Annotated in this window: 12 protein-coding genes; 8 read left to right on the top strand and 4 right to left on the bottom strand. The window is 34.1% G+C overall.

What is annotated here, in order from left to right; all coding sequences use genetic code 11:
* Positions 1–62 precede the first annotated feature (62 nt).
* From LG651_RS15055 to LG651_RS15045, 3 genes are all read right to left on the bottom strand, one after another.
* Positions 63–2,612, bottom strand: coding sequence for a TonB-dependent receptor (locus tag LG651_RS15055; RefSeq protein ID WP_226696936.1), 2,550 nt, complete (start codon positions 2,610–2,612; stop codon positions 63–65).
* Entirely contained in the window at positions 2,599–3,513 is a 915-nt protein-coding gene (locus LG651_RS15050; RefSeq protein WP_226696935.1) for a FecR family protein, read from the bottom strand. The genes LG651_RS15055 and LG651_RS15050 overlap by 14 nt, the downstream gene beginning before the upstream one ends.
* Before the next feature lie 68 nt (positions 3,514–3,581).
* Positions 3,582–4,103, bottom strand: a complete 522-nt coding sequence (locus tag LG651_RS15045; RefSeq protein ID WP_044633926.1) for an RNA polymerase sigma factor — start codon at positions 4,101–4,103, stop codon at positions 3,582–3,584.
* Positions 4,104–4,305: 202 nt separating this feature from the next.
* On the opposite strand from LG651_RS15045, the gene LG651_RS15040 reads away from it, so the two are divergent.
* The 4 genes from LG651_RS15040 to LG651_RS15025 all read left to right on the top strand — a co-directional run bounded on the left by LG651_RS15040 (position 4,306) and on the right by LG651_RS15025 (position 7,390).
* Positions 4,306–5,364 (top strand): hypothetical protein, encoded by a 1,059-nt coding sequence (locus LG651_RS15040; RefSeq protein WP_226696934.1) that lies wholly within the window; start codon positions 4,306–4,308, stop codon positions 5,362–5,364.
* A gap of 66 nt (positions 5,365–5,430) precedes the next feature.
* The gene (locus LG651_RS15035; protein WP_226696933.1) at positions 5,431–6,216 is read left to right on the top strand and encodes a zinc metalloprotease; all 786 of its coding nucleotides are present in this window, start codon (positions 5,431–5,433) and stop codon (positions 6,214–6,216) included.
* A 33-nt stretch (positions 6,217–6,249) separates the two neighbouring features.
* Complete coding sequence (locus LG651_RS15030) at positions 6,250–6,840, top strand: porin family protein (RefSeq protein WP_226696932.1); 591 nt, start codon at positions 6,250–6,252, stop codon at positions 6,838–6,840.
* 97 nt (positions 6,841–6,937) lie between these two features.
* Complete coding sequence (locus LG651_RS15025) at positions 6,938–7,390, top strand: hypothetical protein (RefSeq protein ID WP_226696931.1); 453 nt, start codon at positions 6,938–6,940, stop codon at positions 7,388–7,390.
* 123 nt (positions 7,391–7,513) lie between these two features.
* On the opposite strand, the gene gyrB is transcribed toward LG651_RS15025, so the two are convergent.
* Positions 7,514–9,466 carry a DNA topoisomerase (ATP-hydrolyzing) subunit B gene (gene gyrB, locus LG651_RS15020; RefSeq protein WP_226696930.1) on the bottom strand — a complete coding sequence of 651 codons (1,953 nt, stop codon included), beginning with the start codon at positions 9,464–9,466 and terminating at the stop codon, positions 7,514–7,516.
* A gap of 610 nt (positions 9,467–10,076) precedes the next feature.
* On the opposite strand from gyrB, the gene LG651_RS15015 reads away from it, so the two are divergent.
* The 4 genes from LG651_RS15015 (at position 10,077) to LG651_RS15000 (ending at position 15,827) form a co-directional block, all read left to right on the top strand.
* Positions 10,077–10,343, top strand: coding sequence for an Asp-tRNA(Asn)/Glu-tRNA(Gln) amidotransferase subunit GatC (locus LG651_RS15015; protein ID WP_226696929.1), 267 nt, complete (start codon positions 10,077–10,079; stop codon positions 10,341–10,343).
* Between the two features lie 2 nt (positions 10,344–10,345).
* The gene (locus LG651_RS15010; protein WP_226696928.1) at positions 10,346–11,746 is read left to right on the top strand and encodes an amidase family protein; all 1,401 of its coding nucleotides are present in this window, start codon (positions 10,346–10,348) and stop codon (positions 11,744–11,746) included.
* On the top strand, positions 11,746–15,084 hold the full coding sequence (gene gatB/aspS / locus LG651_RS15005; RefSeq protein ID WP_226696927.1) for a bifunctional amidotransferase subunit GatB/aspartate--tRNA ligase AspS: 3,339 nt from the start codon (positions 11,746–11,748) through the stop codon (positions 15,082–15,084). Before LG651_RS15010 ends, gatB/aspS begins: the two co-directional genes overlap by 1 nt.
* 179 nt (positions 15,085–15,263) lie before the next feature.
* A complete protein-coding gene (locus LG651_RS15000; protein ID WP_226696926.1) occupies positions 15,264–15,827 on the top strand; it encodes a hypothetical protein in 564 nt (187 codons plus the stop codon).
* Positions 15,828–16,099 lie beyond the last annotated feature (272 nt).

Here is a 16,099-nt window from a genome sequence, read left to right as displayed (position 1 = left end):
AAAACAACATTTTGTCGAAAAAAAATGCTTTTTAACGATTTTTTAATATTGGATTTTGATAATTAAAAATTAATCCTAATGCTCACATTAGGCGTTATTCCTAGAGACTGATTATCAACACGTAATACTTCATCGCTATTTTCTGAGCTTAATTCAAAATAGCGATTTATAGTATTTTTCTTATTCAAAAGATTTAAAACGCCCAATCTCAATTGCCCTTTTACCTTTTTTGAAAGCGTAAATTTCGAATTCAGCGAAGCATCAACTCGCATAAAGTCTTCCACATTTTCATGATTTGGCTCATCGTAATTTACAACTGTAGCATTTCCATCTTGAACAGTTTCATTTCCTTCAACAGGCTGAGTGTAAGGTTGACCAGAACGCCAGATGCCTCCAACAGATGCTTCTAAGTTTTTTAAAATATTATAATTGAAGGCCAAAGACACAGAATGCCTGATATCTAAATTATTAGGAAATACCGATGGCGTTATCGTTTCAAATTCATAATCATTCTTACTAAATGTATAACTAAGCCATGTGCTATATTTTGTTGCTGTTTTATTAACTAAAAACTCCAAACCTCTGGCATTATAATTTCCGTTTGCATTTACATATTGAAAATTATTGTAAAATCCTTGGTTGGATGCCGTAATACCATCTACTATTTTGTAAAAACTTTCAACATCGAACAACCAGTTATTTTTATTAAACTCGAAACCAAAGGAAACCTGTTTACTTGTAGATATTTTTATAAGTTGTTCGTTGGCAAGTGTCCAGCGCCTGTTTTCAACTCCTAAAAAATCATCTTGAAAATCTATTTTTTGTTTTGTTGTTTGATTTTTAAACTCGCCTTGAAGCTTTAATGCAAACTGGTTTGATATTTTTTGCCTTAGGTTTAATCTTGGCTCTACTAGAAAGCTATTAAATTTCTGAAAATAATTACCACGAACCCCTAACCGTAGGTAGGTATTGTTTTTATTATACTCTATTTCGGTAAAGGCCGCATGATTCAATAATACATCTTTGGTAATTCTATCGTAAGATGGTGCACTAACAGTAGTTTTATACAACACACCTATTTCGTTAAACGCATAACCCGCCAAAACATTTAAGCTCTCATTTATTTTAAGCCTGCTTTTTAATTTAATTCCTGTTTCTAAAACTTCGTTGGCTTGTGTTAAACTTTGGTCGGTTTCTACACGATAATTTAAGGCATCTACGTTGTATTTTGAATAAAACCCTGAAATTTCGGTTGAAAAACGATTCGTCCAATCGGCATTCCAGCTCCCACCAAAACCTAAATTTTCTTGTTTTAAATTACTTGTTTTCGATTCGGTTTCTCCTTCCGAATTTTCGAAACTTTCGGTATAGTCCAGATTATTATAAATACCAATAACATTAGCTCTAAACTTATGTTGTTCATTTAAATTGAATAATAATTTCCCCGAATAATCATAAAAGAAAAAGTCTGAAGATTGCTGAGCATCATTTACATTTTCACTATTAGTAGTTAACTCGCTATCTTGAAAACTTTTTTCGAAATACTGACTATAAGTTGGCGAACTAAAAGCATCGGTAAACGCACGTCGACCAGATACATGAACGGCTAATTTTTTGTTTAACGGAATTTGTAAATATCCATCGGCATGCAACAAATTTGCACCAAAACCTCCAGAAACAGTTTCATCTATATTATTTTTGGTAAACATATTTATGGTGCTCGACACACCATCGCTAAACTCGCTCGACGTTCCGTTTTTTGTAACCTCAACTTTCTCGGTTAAATAAGGATTGTAAGCCGAAATTAATCCAAAAAAATGTCCCGAATGGTACATTTTAATACCATCCCAAATCATAAGGTTTTGGTCGTTGGTTCCGCCACGAACATTTATATTCGCAATACTTTCGTTAACACTTTCAACTCCTGGAAGCGCTTGTATAGACTGCAAAACATCTGGTTCTGTTAAACCTGGAAGTGTACCAAATTTTTCGGTGTTTAACACCGTGCTACCATCTACTCGTTTTTGCAAACCTGTGGTTAAAAATTTCGAGATTAATATTTTATTGAGTGTTTCTAATCTTTCAGCTAATAAAACATTGGAGCAAATTGATTGATTTGTTTTACGTAAATCGATGGCATTAATTTGAACCGTTTCAAAACCTAAATATGAAATTTTAACTGTTGAATTTACAGGCACATCATCTAACTTAAAATCTCCATTAGAATTTGTTATCACTCCTTTTTGAGTATTTGCAACCTGAACCGTTGCTCCCATTAATGGAAAACTATCCGTTTCAGAAAGTACAATACCGCAGATGTTTATGGTTTTATTTATTGAAGAAATTGTAATGTAACGTTCATCAAGAATTTGAAAATTTAGCAGTGTTTCATCATTTAAACCATCAATAACATGTTGCAATGAAGCTTCAAGATTTGGTGTTTCAACAAAAACAGCATCAATATCGTTTTCAGAATACGAAAACTTAACACTAAACTTTTCTTCAAGTTGATTTAACACCTTTATAAGCGGCAGCCTTTCTTGTGCAAAAGCACTAAAAGAAAGTAAACTCGCAATAAGAACAATATTAAAACACTGTTTATTTAGCTTCATAATTATAAAACTCCACGTTATTATCGTTTATTTTATAACTAAGCTTTAACGGAATAGTTACCGACTGCAATGCAATATTTAAGTTGTTATGTGTAAAACTTCCCGAAAACAACGCGTTTGCATTTATTGTTTTTGTAGAAACACTAATATTATATTGATTCTCTAGCTCGTTAACAACTTGCCAAAGCGGTACATTTTTAAAACTAGATTCTTGCTGCAACCACGACGGCGCATTTTCATTTGCATTAGCCACAGCAACTACTTTGTTATCAACAATTCTAAACGTTTCTCCAGGTTTTAAAACTACTTTATTTTGGTTTGACGTTACACTTACAGAACCTTCGTAACAAGTAACCTCAAAATAATTAGCACGTTGTTTTACATTAAATTGCGTACCTAAAACCTGCACATTTCCTGCTGCAGTTTTTACCGTAAATTTTTGCCCCTTGGTTACTTTAAAATAGGCCTCGCCACTTAAATTTAAATTGCGTTCGGTTTTCCAAGTTTTTTTATTGTAATCGAGTGTTGATTTTGCATTTAAAACCACCTCACTTTCATCGGGTAAATTAAATGTTTTTGTTTCGGCAATTTCGGTGTTAACACTTTTGGTATTGTTAAAAAACAAGAAATAAGACGATGTTAAAAGCACCACTAAAATAGCAGCAACTCTTAAAAATTGTTTTATTTGTAATGGTATTACTTTAGGGGCATCCTTTTTAAAACTTCTCGTTTTAAAATCGGCTAAAGCAGCTTGGGCATCAACTTTTGGCGCTTCAATTTGTTTTGCATAAAACCCTGCTTTTTCTAAAACCGAAAAATCTTCATTTGGATATCGTTTTTTTATATCGGCCGTAGATATTTCACCTTCAAACCATTTTAATATGTCTTGTTCTTTATTCATCTTTTTAAGGCTTTCATCTTTTAGACACTCTAATAATTGTTTACCCTACCCTTTTTTGTAATTAATTTTTAAAAAGAAGCTCCATCCAAGTTCTGCCTTAACACTTTTAATGCTGCAGACATTCGTTTTTCAACCGTTTTTTGCGAAATATTTAATAATTCTGCTATTTCTCGGTACTTTTTTTCTTCAATTCTATTCAGTAAAAAAACTTCGCGCTGCTCGGGTGTTAAATTGGATATAACCCGTTCTAGTTTTGTTTTAAACTCTTCTTCTTCCAATAAATACTCCGGATTTTGATTTGTGATATCCTGATATGGTGCCGCTTTCGCGTAATTAAACACCACTTTTTGATGCCTAATAGTGTTTAAAAACAAATTATTAACGGTTGTAAACAGGTATGTTTTGGCTTTAGTAAATTCAATTTTAGAACAGTTTTCCCATATTTTAGAAAATGCATCTTGTACATAATCTAACGCAGCTGCCTTATCTCCACATTTATAAAAAGCAAAATTATTCACCGATTGTATGTGTTCTATATAAAAGGTATTAAATTGCGCCTCCTCGCATAAATTAGACTTAGGGTTGCTCATAAATTTTTAATAAATTAACGACCTCGCAAAAATATGACAAAAAACTTTATTAGCTAAATACTTAAAAATCAACACCAAAACAAAATTTTTACTTTTTTTTTCAAAAAAATGGTAGGGTAATTTTAAATGTAATTGTCTTAAATACAGAAACAGCAAAATTGCTATGAAAAAGATAATTTTAAAAACCCAAAAAAAGACAATCATGAAAAATTTAAAATTTTTAACTTTAATTATTTTAACCTCAATTTTTACCCTTACATCATGTCAAGATGAAATTGATGTTGAAAACGGAGATAACCCAAACACAAACTCATCAACATCTCCAACTGCTAGTAACCTAGAACGCTCATCGATGTACGATGGTAGTTTTGATGATTTTATTGATGGCGTATCATGTTCTTCAATATTATTCCCATTCACCGCAACTATAAACGACACTCAAGTTACTTTAGTTAGCGAGTCCGATTACAGTTTAGTACTAAATATTTTAGGTGAATTTATTGCAGACGACGACAGCATCGAGCTTCAATTTCCATTATCAGTAAAATTAAGTAACTATACCGAGGTTGTTGTAACAAACCAAACGGAATATGATGCTATAATTGACGCTTGCGAAACAGCCGAAGAAAACGCAGAAGACGCTATTTCTTGTATAAACATCGATTTTCCTGTTACGCTTTTAACTTACAACGTAAATATTGAGCAAACCGGAAGTGTAGTTCTAGAATCTGAACAAGAACTTTATACTTACATGAGTAACATTAATGATGACGAATTCTTTGCTGTAAACTACCCAATTACTGCAACTTTAAACGGCGATAGCGATACTGTTATTGAAATTTCTAGCGATGCCGATTTACAATCTAGTATTTCAGATTGTTTAGAAAATGAAGACATTGAAGATGAAGCTGAAGAAAACGCTGAAACCTTAGAAAATATTTTAGTAGATACTACGTTTAAAGTTGAATCGTTTATAGAAACAGGTATCGATAAAGCAAACGATTATATTGAATACACAATAGATTTTAGTAACGATTTATCTTGTACTGCAGAAAACACAGTTAACACATTAATTGCTGATATTGAAGGAACTTACGAAGTTACATCAAGCACAGAAGTATATTTAAACTTAACATTTTCGGCAAACGCTTCTTTCGAGTTGTTAAACCATACTTGGGAAGTAACAAGTTTTTCAGAAAGTTCAATTGCATTACAAAGCACAACTAATGCAGCTATAACGTTAGTTTTAGAAAAAATTTAAGACTTAAACTAAATATAATTCATGCAGCTACTTTAACTAAGTAGCTGCATTTTAAATAAAATAAAAATGAAACATAACATAATTTTTGCATTAGCCGTGTTAGCTGTATTGTTTTCTTGCCAAAACGATAATTCTTCAAATATTAACGAAGAAGAAACCGTAATAAACGTGGCTACAAACAGGCAAGCAACAGGAAGTTCTGCTAACGATTTACTATCAGACAACACCTTTAAAAGCTTAATTGTAGAAATTGTTTACGTTGATGGCTTCGAGCCAACCGATAATGGTATTAACAACTTTGTTTCATTTTTAGAAAGTAGAATTAACAAACCCGATGGCATAACTGTAGAAAAACGATCGATATCCTCTCCAGGACAAGATGTTTATAGCATTGATGATATTGCCGACATAGAACGCGAAAATCGCAAATATTATAACACAGACGACGAAATAGCCGTTTGGGCTTATTTTTCTGACGGAAGCTCTGATGCCGACTCAGAAGAAGACAATACTGTGGTTCTTGGTTCTGCCTATTGGAACACATCTTTTGTTATTTTTGAAGAAACTGTACAAGATTTAAGCGGTGGTGCTTTTCAACCAGACACTTGGTTTTTAGAAGCTACTGTAATTAATCATGAGTTTGGGCATATTTTTGGATTAACCGATTTAGGTTCGCCTTTACAAAGCGATCATGAAGACAAAGACCACCCGAACCATTGCGATGTAGAAAGCTGTTTAATGTACTGGTCTACAGAATCATCAGTTAGAGTTTCAAGCATGACAAATATGAATTCTGTACCAGAGTTAGATTCGCAATGTATTGCCGATTTACAAGCTAATGGCGGTAAATAATTTTATAATATCAACCCTAAATTTATATAAAAAATGAAAACAATTCTATTAAGTATTTTACTAACCGTTTCTCTTATATTTCATGTTAACGCTCAAGATAACGATATACCTGAAAGTAATTTTGGCTTAAAAGGTGGTTACAATCTTGCCGCCGTAAGTTTTGATGGCGATTCCGAAACCGGACAACGTCACGGATTTAATGCTGGTATTTACGCAGAATCATTTATTGCTCAAGGTGCTGCTTTACAAATAGAAGTTCAATATTCGCAACAAGGTTACGAAATTAAAGATAGTAGTGGCACTTTTACTCAAAAACTAGATTATATAAATGTACCGTTAATGCTTAAAATTTATCCAGACAACAACTTTTTCTTAGAGGTTGGCCCGCAAGCAGGTTATGCTGTTTCTCATAAAGAAGAATTTGATAGCAGTTTTAATGTTTTTGATACATCACAAGAATTTGAACCAGAAAGCTTCGACTGGGGATTTAATTTTGGTGGTGGTTTTAAAACCAACAGTGGTGTAAGCTTAGGCGTTCGTTACCATTTAGGTATGGGAAGTATTTATGAAGAAAACAACCCAAAAAATAGAGGTTGGCAATTTACATTAGCTTTCGATTTATAATTTTTTTTAAAAAAAGCGTAGGGTAAAAAAACTTTAAGGTGTCTTACTAATGAAGGCCGCTAAAAACGGCAATTTTTAAACTTTAAAATTACAAATCATGAAAGTTATAAAATCATTAGTAAGCATTTTAACCCTTGTTATAACCACAAGTTTAACTGCACAAGAAACAGAAGCTGCAAGCGAAACTACAATTTCTAAACAAGATTATTACACACAGCGCGCAGCCCAAGATGCCAAATTCGAACAAGAATTTAAGGCATCAAACCATGATGAAGAAGAAACATTTTGGGAAGAACAAGAAGCTTACGAAAAGGACTTAAAAAAACGAGATAAAAAAGCGTATCGCGCTTACATGAAAGGTAAAAAAGCGGCTTATGCAGAACACTACGAAAACTGCAATAACCATTGCCACCATAGTGAAAATTATTACCACCACGCATCATTTTACTACTACAGATACGATAGTTATTATTACAACCAACCACGTAGAAGCACCGTTGGCATTAGCACAAGAGTTTCTACACCACGTATAAGCGTTGGTTTATTTTAAAATATTAAACATTTTGTCCCAAATTTTCATTTTAAAACTGGTTAATAGCAAAAGAGACTACCTTATAATAAGATAGTCTCTTTTTAATTTAAAAACACTCAAATAAACTTAAGAAAATGATATTTACGCGTCAATATTAGCGTAAACAGCATTTTTCTCAATAAATTCTCTACGAGGTGGAACCTCGTCGCCCATAAGCATAGAGAATATTCTGTCGGCTTCTGTACCGTTATCTATATTCACTTGGCGAAGCGTTCTAAACTCAGGATCCATAGTAGTATCCCATAATTGTCCCGCATTCATTTCACCAAGACCTTTGTATCGTTGTATGTTAACACTACCTCCAAATTCTTCAGATATCGCATCACGCTCTTCATCATTCCAAGCATAACGCTTTTTAGCTCCTTTTTTAACTAAGTAAAGTGGTGGCGTTGCAATGTAAACGTGTCCTGCTTCAATTAATTCTTTCATATAACGGAAGAAGAACGTTAATATTAAAGTTGCAATATGCGAACCATCAATATCGGCATCACACATAATTACAATTTTATGATAACGTAATTTTGAAAGGTTAAGCGCTTTACTATCTTCTTCGGTTCCAATAGTTACACCAAGTGCTGTAAAAATGTTTTTTATTTCTTCATTTTCAAACACTTTATGTTGCATTGCTTTTTCAACATTAAGAATTTTACCTCTTAATGGTAAAATAGCCTGAAAGTTTCTATCTCTACCTTGCTTCGCTGTTCCACCTGCCGAATCTCCCTCTACAAGGAATACTTCACACTTCGCAGGATCTTGTTCTGAACAGTCACTTAATTTACCAGGTAAACCACCAATACTCATTACCGTTTTACGCTGTACCATTTCGCGAGCCTTTTGAGCTGCATGACGCGCTTGTGCGGCAAGAATTACTTTTTGCACTATGGTTTTAGCATCATCTGGATGCTCCTCTAAATAATCGGTAAGCATCTCTGATACCGCTTGACTTACAGAAGCAGATACTTCACGGTTACCTAATTTTGTTTTAGTTTGTCCCTCAAATTGTGGTTCGGCAACTTTTACCGATACAATTGCTGTTAAACCTTCACGAAAATCGTCACCTGCAATATCGAACTTTAACTTATCTAACATGCCAGATTCATCGGCATACTTTTTTAAAGTGTGCGTTAAACCACGACGGAAACCAGATAAGTGCGTTCCTCCTTCATGTGTGTTAATATTATTTACATACGAGTGTAAATTTTCAGCATACGATGTATTGTAAACCATAGCAACCTCAACAGGCACGCCATTTTTTTCACCTTCAAAAGCAATTACATCCTTCATTAAAGGTTCACGGTTCCCATCTAAATACTTGACAAACTCTGTTAAACCTTCTTCAGAATGAAACGTTTCTGTTAATACATTACCCTCTTCATCTTTCTCGCGCATATCAGTCATTACAATAGTAATTCCTTTATTTAAATATGCTAATTCACGCATTCTGCTAGAAAGCGTTTCGTAATTATAAATTAACGTTTGTTGAAATATTTGTGGGTCTGGTTTAAAGGTTACAATAGTTCCTGTTTTATCGGACTCACCTACAGTTTTTACAGGATATAGTGTTTTACCTCGCTCGTATTCTTGTTCCCAAATTTTACCTTCGCGGTAAACAGTTGCTTTTAAACTCTCTGAAAGCGCGTTAACACAACTTACACCAACACCATGTAAACCACCAGAAACTTTATAAGAATCTTTGTCAAACTTACCTCCTGCTCCAATTTTAGTCATTACAACTTCTAGGGCAGAAACACCTTCTTTTTTATGTAACCCGACAGGGATACCACGACCGTTATCTTCGGTAGTAATCGAGTTATCTTCGTTTATAGTTACACTAATTGTATCACAATGTCCAGCTAAAGCTTCGTCAATAGAGTTATCTACAACCTCGTAAACTAAATGATGTAAACCGCGTACACCAACATCTCCAATATACATCGACGGACGCATGCGCACATGCTCCATTCCTTCTAACGCCTGAATACTATCGGCAGAATATTGTCCTTTGTTCTGCTCGTCTTTTGCTTCTTCGCTCATTTTGTTATTTTATCTTAATTCGTTTGGGTTAAATTTATTCTTAGACAAAAAAAGATGCAATTTTAGCATCTTTGTAAGGCAACCAAATATACAAAATAAAAGCCCTTTTAAAAAGCTTTTTATCGACTCAGCAATAAATTTATCAACAATTGTTAATTACAACAAAAACCTCTTAAAACAACTAAAAACAAGCTTAAATAAAGTTTTAACCAAATTTCTTTGTTTCTCAAAACAAAAAACCAGCTAAAATGAGCTTAAAAAGCTTATTTTAAAATCAATCATTTATATATTATTCTTACAAGAAAAATTAAAAAGTTTCAATTTCGCATCAAAAACCCAAGCACTGTTAATCAATAACACAAATCACTAAAAAACTAACAAAGAATAAAACCTATTTTTAATAAATTATTAATATCTGTTAGTATATTTATAAACATGATGCTTAATCGTTTATTTCTCCATATCTTTGAAGCGATTTAAAGACCATGAAAAACAACAATAACAATAATAATTTCAATAATTCTAAGTTTTAGGATTCGGAAGGTTATTGTTTAAAAATATAGAAAGCCTTCCGGTTACGGAAGGCTTTTTTTAATACCAAAAGAATACCATGAGCAAATTAATGACGGTCGATATATTATCGAGCATTAAAGGTGCAAAACCAAGTGAAGCTGTTAACAAATTGTTTGATGACATTAAAAGCGCTGACATAAACGGCGAAGCATCCATCAACCTAAACAAAAACAGTGTTTCGCTTCAAGATTTACGCGACGATGTTGTTATAGAAAGTTCTGCTTTAGAAAAGCAAATCATCATTGAAAATTTCCCAAAAGAAAAAAACGGCTATTTAGTAGTTTCTAAAGTTATAGAAGAATAAAAATGAGCTCACAAATACTAAAAATACACCAACAACTGGTAAACAAAGAAATAACTTGCACCGCTTTGGTTCAAGAAAAATTGGAGCTTTTAAGCCAAAACACCAACAATACTGTAAACAGTTTACTAAGCGATACCGCTTTAAATTTGGCTGCAAAAGTAGACGAAAAAATTGCCAACGGCGAAAACATTGGCCTTTTAGAAGGCATCCCATTTGGTATTAAAGATGTTTACATGGTACAAGGTACAACCACAACAGCGAGTTCTAATTTGCTTAAAAATTACAAATCGGCTTACACGGCAACAGCCATTCAAAAACTGTTAGATGCCGGCGCCATTCCTCTAGTTAAAGAAAACTGCGATAGTTTTGGCCATGGTTCGTCTAGCGAAAACACCATTTTTGGTTCTGTAAAAAATGCCGTAAACCCAGAACTTGTTGGCGGTGGTTCTAGTGGTGGTTCTGCCGTAAATGTTGCTAAAAATTACACTGTATTTTCTATTGGTGGCGATACTGGCGGTTCAATTCGTCAACCCGCTGGTTACAACAATATTTATGGACTAAAACCAACTTATGGACGCATTTCGCGTTACGGCATTATGGCGTACGCATCGTCTACAGATTGCGTTGGACCTATTGCTAAATCGGTTGAAGATATCCGCATTGTGCTTAACGCCATGAGCGGTAAAGATGTTAAAGACCAAACCACTTACGCTTCCGCGGAAATTGATGCAGACGCTATAAAAACTTCCGAAGGCATAAAAACAGTAGGATATTTTAAAAACTTTATTGAGAGTGATGCCATTTCACCTGAAATTAAAGCCGATTTTCTTTCAGCTATAGAAAAAATAAAAGCCAAAGGCATCGAGGTAAAACCTTTAGATTTCTTCGAATCGAATACTTTGGTTTCAACATATTACACCTTAGCCATGGCCGAAACTGCCTCTAACCTATCGCGTTTAGATGGCACCAACTACGGCAACCGTATTGAAGCCGAAAATTTAAAAGAAACTTACGCTGTAACACGATCAGAAAATTTTTCCGAAGAAACAAAACGAAGAATTGTTGGTGGTAACCAAGTACTTTCTCAAGGGTTTTCGGATGCTATTTATTTAAAAGGTTTAGCGCTTCGCGATGCCATTGCTAACAATTTTGAAGATGATTTTAAGAAAGTAGACATTATACTTTCTCCTGTTACACCAAATACACCGCCTAAAATTGGCGATAGTTTAAAAGATCCGCACGCCATGTATTTAAGCGATGCTTACACGGTTGGTTTTAGCCTTGGGCAATTACCAACTTTAACCGTGCCACAAGGCACAGAAACTGGCTTACAAATTACAGCCGCCAAACAAAACGACGAACTTGTTTTGAAGTTTGCTAACTTCTTAAAAGACACGATATAATGGAGCTAGAACAATTAAACCAACTTTTAGATAAACACGAGCTAGAACTTGTTATAGGTTTAGAAACTCACGTACGTTTAAATACAAAAACAAAGTTATTTTGTTCTTGTCCGAACCAAGAAATTGAAACACCAAACCAAAATATTTGTTCGGTTTGTACAGGGCAAATGGGTGTTTTACCAGCCATAAACAAAGACGCTGTTACTAAGGCTATTTATTTTGGAAAAGCTGTAGAATCGTCGTTTAAAAACGAAGTTATTTCTTGGGACAGAAAACATTACGAATACCCAGACAACCCAAAAAACATACAAATTACGCAGTATCACAACCCGGTAATTCCAGACGGAAAAGTATCGTGTTTTCGTAACGACGGTAGCCAATTTACCGTAAGTTTAACGCAAGTACATATCGAGGAAGATGCGGCGAAATTAATGCATGAAAAAAAGGTTTCGTTAGTCGATTTTAATAAAGCTGGCGTACCGTTAATTGAAATTGTTACCGACCCATGTATTCGTCATATCGAAGATGCTTCAACTTACGCGCAATACATTCAACGTATTGTTCAAAATTTAAAAATTTCTGAAGCTAACTTAGAAAAAGGTGAATTTAAATCGGATGTTTCTGTTTCACTTCGTAAAAAAAACAGCAACGATTTAAACCCAAGAACCGAAATAAAAAACTTAAACTCGTTTAAGTTTATGGTTGATGCTTTAAAGGAAGAAGTTGAAAAACAACTTAATTATTTTATTGAGAACAATGCGTTTAGGCCAGACCAAACCACCGTGCTTTTTGATGCCGATTTAAAGCAAACTAAAACCATGCGTAAAAAGGAATACGAGGCCGATTACCGATTTATTTCGGAGCCCGATTTACCTTTTGTAAACATAAAATCGGTTATCGAAAGTATTGATGTCGATTTAAGCGCTTTACCTTTTGCTGTTGAATCTATTTTAATTGGCGGCGGCGTTTTACCACAAGATGCTAAGTTTTTTACAGCCGATAGTTTACGCTCTGAAACTTTTGTAGCTATAAATAACACATTACAAGATCCTTCGTTTGTTGCAAAAACCTTAACCAATAATGTAAAGGCCGAAGATTATATTAAAATTGAAAATGTTGAAGATTTCATCACTATTTTCAGTTTGTTTAAAGCCGAAAAAGTAACTCCGGTTTTAGCTCAAAACGCGATACAATCGTTGTTAAGTGATGCTAAATTCGATTACAAATCTTATTTTGAAGCGAATACCATTTCCGAAGAAAAAATACAAGATGCTATTGCAAAAGTTATAAGCGAAAACGAAGCTATTGCAACCGATATTAAAGCCGGAAACCAAGGAAAAGCGGGTATTTTAGTTGGTAAAGTTATTGGTATAATTGGTAAAGGCGCTTCGGGTAAAGTAATTCGCGAAGGCATTTTAAAGCAGCTGCAAAGTTCAAAGTTAAAAGTTGAAAGTTCAACAAAGACAGGAACTGAACAACCAACAACAAACAACCAACAACAGACAGCCAAAGAAGAAATTCTTCCAGAAATACCGCTTGTTATAAAAGATGAATATCGCACACATTTAATCACCGATATTAACGAAGACAACATTAACGCAGAAGTTACTTTTGCAGGTTGGGTATCTAGTGTGCGCGATCATGGTGAGTTAATGTTTATCGACTTACGCGATTCGAGCACCGAAATTTTTCAAGTGCGTTTAAGTCGTGAGTCCTTTGTAAACTTAGACGAGCTTGTTAAATTAAAACCTGAATCTGTAATTACAGTTTCTGGCAAAATAGTGCAACGTAAGGAAGACGATTACAACCCAAGCTTACGCACTGGAAAAATTGAATTAGAAGCCAGCGATTTAGATATTTTAAACCTATCTAGAACCTTGCCTTTCGAAATAAAACGCGCTACAAAAACTAACGAAAATGTACGTTTTCAATACAAATATTTAGATCACAGAAATAACGATGTACGTCGCACAATTGTTAATCGACACAAGGTTATTAAATTAATGCGCGATATTTTAGACGATGAAGATTTCTTAGAAATTGAAACGCCAATTTTAAGTGCCGGAACCGATGAAGGCGCCCGCGAATTTATTGTACCATCGCGCAAACAAGCCGGTGCATTTTATACTTTACCACAAGCGCCACAGCAATTTAAGCAAATGCTAATGGTGAGTGGTTACGAAAAGTATTTTCAGTTAGCCCGTTGTTTTAGAGACGAAGATTCTCGTGGCGATCGCCAACCAGAATTCACGCAATTGGATATTGAAATGGCCTACGCCAGCATGCAACAAATTATAGATTTAAACACTAAAATGTTTAACACTATTGTTAGCAAAATTTATGGCAAAAAATGGATTTTACGTCCGTTTGAAGTGTTAACCTATAAAGAAGCTATGGATTTTTACGGTTGCGACCGTCCAGATTTACGCTTTGGCTTAAAACTGCAAGACATTACCAATATTGTAAAAGACACGACTTTCCAGGTATTTAGCAAACCTATTGAAGATGGCGGTATTGTTAAATGCATAAAAGTATCGGCAGAAGAGCAAGGTAAAAAACGCTTGTCTAAAGGACAAATAGAAAAACTTACCACACTTGCCCAACAACATGGCTTAGGTGGTTTAGCTTATATAATTGTAAACGAAAACGACTTGCAATCGCCTATTATTAAATTTTTAGGTGAAGACATTGCTAGCAAAATTATTGAAACTACAAAAGCACAAGTTGGCGATATAGTATTTTTCTCTGCCGCCGATTATGCCACAGCAAACAAGGCTTTAGACGCGGTTCGCCAGGAATTAGGAAGCATGTTAAAATTAATTAACCCTAAAGAATTACGACCTGCTTGGGTAATTGATTTCCCAATGTTTGAAAAAACCGATGAAGGCCGTTGGACGTTTACCCACAACCCATTCTCGATGCCAGCTGTTTACGACATAGAAAAACACATGAATGGCAAGGAAGAAGAGATAGGAAGCATTATCGCACAGCAATACGATTTAATACTTAACGGTTACGAAATTGGTGGCGGCTCGGTACGTGCGCATAAACCTGAAATTCTAGAAGCTACTTACAAAAACATGGGTTACAACAAAGAAGAAATGCTTAAAAGCGTTGGCACCATGTACAAAGCATTCCATTACGGTGCACCACCACATGGTGGTATTGCTTGGGGTGTGGATAGATTGATGATGATTTTAGAAAAGAAAACCTCAATTCGCGAGGTTATGGCTTTCCCTAAAACAGGTACTAGCGACGATTTATTATTTGGAGCACCATCGTTACTTTCTGATAAAAAAGTAGAAGAAATGAATGTTAAAGTGATGCGAAATAAATAACAACTTACTTTATTTATTAAGAAAATCCTGATAGAAATATCAGGATTTTTTTTTGTTTTTTATTTGATTATATTTACAATACAACTAGAAATACATTTTAATATAATCCCTTGACTTTAACGAGATATTGGTATTAAAAGTTATTTTATGACATGTTAGCAAACATTAGAACCAAATCTATGAAAGGAATCTACATAACAATAATACTTTCTCTTTTTTTAAGTTGTTCTTCATCTCAAAAAGCAATTAGGGAAACGAGATGCTCAAAAATTTACAAAAATAAGTATACGGAAATTTTAAATGAACAATACGTTGCTGTAAATGGTAAAGACACTACAAAAATTAATGAAATTAGATACGAATGCGTATATTCTGCTTTTTACACTCATAAAGTGATGTATGATAAATATGGGAAATGGGATAAAGAAATTTTTCCGAGTAACAGCAATCACCCAATACTAATGTGGAATAATATAGACCTCTTGTTAAACGGAAAAAAATATATTGTTCTAACAAACGGACTTGAGGAATGGAAACATATTTACGCATCTGTTATGATATTAGATGAAAAAGAGAGAGACGTTTTAACGGAACAAACCGAAGAAAAAATCGCTCTGACGAACTTTTTTGGTGAATTAATAAAAAAACACAATCCAGAAAAGAAAGATTTTTATGAAGTCTATTGGAAAATGGTTGATCCAAAACGTTGGGAACAAATTAAGCAATACCAAAAGAATAAATAACGTTTGCTAACAATATATAACCGCAATTATGGCGGATTCGACTACGTCCGAATCCATTCGGAATTGCTAACGTCTGTGCTAAACCGAAAAATTTACGTACTTTAACCCGTAACTGACGGTTATACGAAACCGTTGCCAAACATTCTGACCCGTCCTGAATAAAGGCTACATAATTTTAAACATTATGTATAAAAACGACAAAGTAATCAGACGGTATTCAGAACCTTTCAAACTGAAAATTTTAGAAGAACTTACAACCGGAAAATTAAACA

The organism is Neotamlana sargassicola (assembly GCF_020523965.1).
GTDB classification, from domain to species: domain Bacteria; phylum Bacteroidota; class Bacteroidia; order Flavobacteriales; family Flavobacteriaceae; genus Neotamlana; species Neotamlana sargassicola.
This window is presented reverse-complemented; position numbering and strand designations above follow the sequence as displayed.

Coding starts and splice junctions, on each gene's coding strand:
- LG651_RS15055 (WP_226696936.1), bottom strand. CDS start 2,612: ATGAAGCTAAATAAACAGTGTTTTAATATTGTTCTTATTGCGAGTTTA.
- LG651_RS15050 (WP_226696935.1), bottom strand. CDS start 3,513: ATGAATAAAGAACAAGACATATTAAAATGGTTTGAAGGTGAAATATCT.
- LG651_RS15045 (WP_044633926.1), bottom strand. CDS start 4,103: ATGAGCAACCCTAAGTCTAATTTATGCGAGGAGGCGCAATTTAATACC.
- LG651_RS15040 (WP_226696934.1), top strand. CDS start 4,306: ATGAAAAATTTAAAATTTTTAACTTTAATTATTTTAACCTCAATTTTT.
- LG651_RS15035 (WP_226696933.1), top strand. CDS start 5,431: ATGAAACATAACATAATTTTTGCATTAGCCGTGTTAGCTGTATTGTTT.
- LG651_RS15030 (WP_226696932.1), top strand. CDS start 6,250: ATGAAAACAATTCTATTAAGTATTTTACTAACCGTTTCTCTTATATTT.
- LG651_RS15025 (WP_226696931.1), top strand. CDS start 6,938: ATGAAAGTTATAAAATCATTAGTAAGCATTTTAACCCTTGTTATAACC.
- gyrB (WP_226696930.1), bottom strand. CDS start 9,466: ATGAGCGAAGAAGCAAAAGACGAGCAGAACAAAGGACAATATTCTGCC.
- LG651_RS15015 (WP_226696929.1), top strand. CDS start 10,077: ATGAGCAAATTAATGACGGTCGATATATTATCGAGCATTAAAGGTGCA.
- LG651_RS15010 (WP_226696928.1), top strand. CDS start 10,346: ATGAGCTCACAAATACTAAAAATACACCAACAACTGGTAAACAAAGAA.
- gatB/aspS (WP_226696927.1), top strand. CDS start 11,746: ATGGAGCTAGAACAATTAAACCAACTTTTAGATAAACACGAGCTAGAA.
- LG651_RS15000 (WP_226696926.1), top strand. CDS start 15,264: ATGAAAGGAATCTACATAACAATAATACTTTCTCTTTTTTTAAGTTGT.